Here is a 1400-nt window from a genome sequence, read left to right as displayed (position 1 = left end):
ACCTTTGTAAAACCCTACCCGACAGATTATATTTCCTGGTCTAACTCCCAGATACGGGTGCGGGTACCTTCCGCCACGCCGGATGGCGGCACCGCCGGCACCGGCCAGATCAGGGTAACAGCAGCCGACGGCACGGCCGCAACCAGCACCGGCACCCTGACCATCGAGTTTGCCTATACGAACGTAGTGGCCGAAAAAGGAGACTCCGCTACACAGCCGGTCATGATCGACATGGACCGGGCCGGGGGCTATACCATACAGTTTGCTCCCAGCATACAAGGCCGGTCGGCCGCACAGGAGGGCTTCCGGAGGGCCATGAACAGCTGGGTTTGCACCACCAATGTGAACTGGAAGATCGGCAGCCCTACCACAACCGAAACAACCACCGACGATAGCCGAAGCGTTATCAAGTTTGCCCCGGGTTCCGAAACCGGCGAAAGCGTGCTGGCCCGCACGATCAGCCGCTACAACGGCAGAGTCTGTGGCGGCGATACCCTGTTTTGGCTCACCGAGTTTGACATGGAAATCAACAGCAACATCAACTGGCAGTATGGCCCGGGCGGTCCGGGACCACAGCAGTTCGACTACGAGACGGTGGTGCTGCACGAGCTCGGTCACGCACACCAGCTGGGCCACGTGATCCTCAACAATGCCATCATGCACTATGCCATTGAGTCGCGCCGGCTTATCCGTGACCTCGGCCCTGCCGATATCCGGGGAGCGAACCTGGTCATGGCCCGCAGTGTGGTGCCCAACATCTGCGATCGGACACCGATGAAATTGAAGCTGGACGGCGACTGCAACCTGGCACCGGAAATAGTTACATTCGATGGCACCTTCAACTCTTCCGGCGTAGTGGAGGTGATCTGGTCAAGTGATTCAGAGACCAATGTAAACTACTATGTCGTACAGCGCAGCCCGGATGGCCAGGTATGGGAGGATATCGGCGAGGTCGATGCCAAGGGCGCAGGCAACTATACCTTCACGGACAACAACCCCCTGCCACGCAGGAGTTACTACCGGCTGAGACTCGTGTACAACAATGCCGCCGATGCTTTTTCTGCCCGGGTACTGGTGCTGAACCCGGAAGACCTGCGCACGCTCAAGGTATACCCCAACCCAATCGGCCTTGACAAAAACTCGGATGGCTCACCACGGGAAATCCTGCAGATAGAATACCTGGTCAGAACCAATACGACCATGCAGCTTAGGCTGTATGACATACAGGGCAGGCTGGTCCACGAGACAGAAGCCATCATCACCGATGGCACTGACATTGTAGAGATCAATGTGGCCAGCTTAGCGGCAGGCACCTACCTGCTCCACTGGAGCGAAGGCACCAACAGCGGCACCGTCAGGGTACTCAAGCTCTAGGTATAGGTATAGGTATAGGTATAGGT

At 57.5% G+C, this 1400-nt stretch carries 1 protein-coding gene; it reads left to right on the top strand.

Annotation, left to right across the window (positions count from 1 at the left end):
- A partial coding sequence (locus tag OB13_RS13155) for a T9SS type A sorting domain-containing protein (protein WP_461490627.1) occupies positions 1 to 1374 on the top strand: 1374 nt, incomplete at its 5' end.
- Positions 1375 to 1400: the final 26 nt, after the last annotated feature.

It is taken from the genome of Pontibacter sp. HJ8 (assembly GCF_054824225.1).
Note: the sequence above shows the minus strand (reverse complement) of the source record. Positions and strands in the feature narration are given on the sequence as shown.